This is a genomic window from Microbacterium sp. GbtcB4 (assembly GCF_019091465.1).
In the GTDB taxonomy this organism is placed as follows: Bacteria; Actinomycetota; Actinomycetes; order Actinomycetales; family Microbacteriaceae; genus Microbacterium; species Microbacterium paraoxydans.
Genome location: NZ_JAGXJJ010000202.1, coordinates 1 through 262, shown reverse-complemented (window position 1 = coordinate 262; position 262 = coordinate 1). Strand labels below are relative to the sequence as shown.

1 protein-coding gene is annotated in these 262 nt (G+C 76.3%); it reads right to left on the bottom strand.

Annotation, left to right across the window (positions count from 1 at the left end; genetic code table 11):
* A partial coding sequence (locus tag KVS71_RS17685) for an ATP-binding cassette domain-containing protein (protein ID WP_217585185.1) occupies nt 1–212 on the bottom strand: 212 nt, incomplete at its 3' end.
* Nucleotides 213–262: the final 50 nt, after the last annotated feature.

Genomic DNA, 262 nt, shown 5'->3' with positions numbered 1-262 from the left:
GCGCCGCGGAACGACACCGTCCCGGCGGCGGCCTTCTCGGTGCCCACGACGGCGCGGGCCAGGCTCGCCTTGCCACTGCCGGACTCGCCCACGAGGGCGACCGTCTCTCCCGCCGCGACACTCAGCGAGGCGCCGTTCACCGCGATCACGGGCGGGGTGCCCGGGTACCGCACCACCACGTCACGCGCGTCGCGGACGCTGACCTCACTCATCCGCGGCCTCCTCGGGGCTCCCGTCGATGCGCGACCCTGGGAGGGCCGCG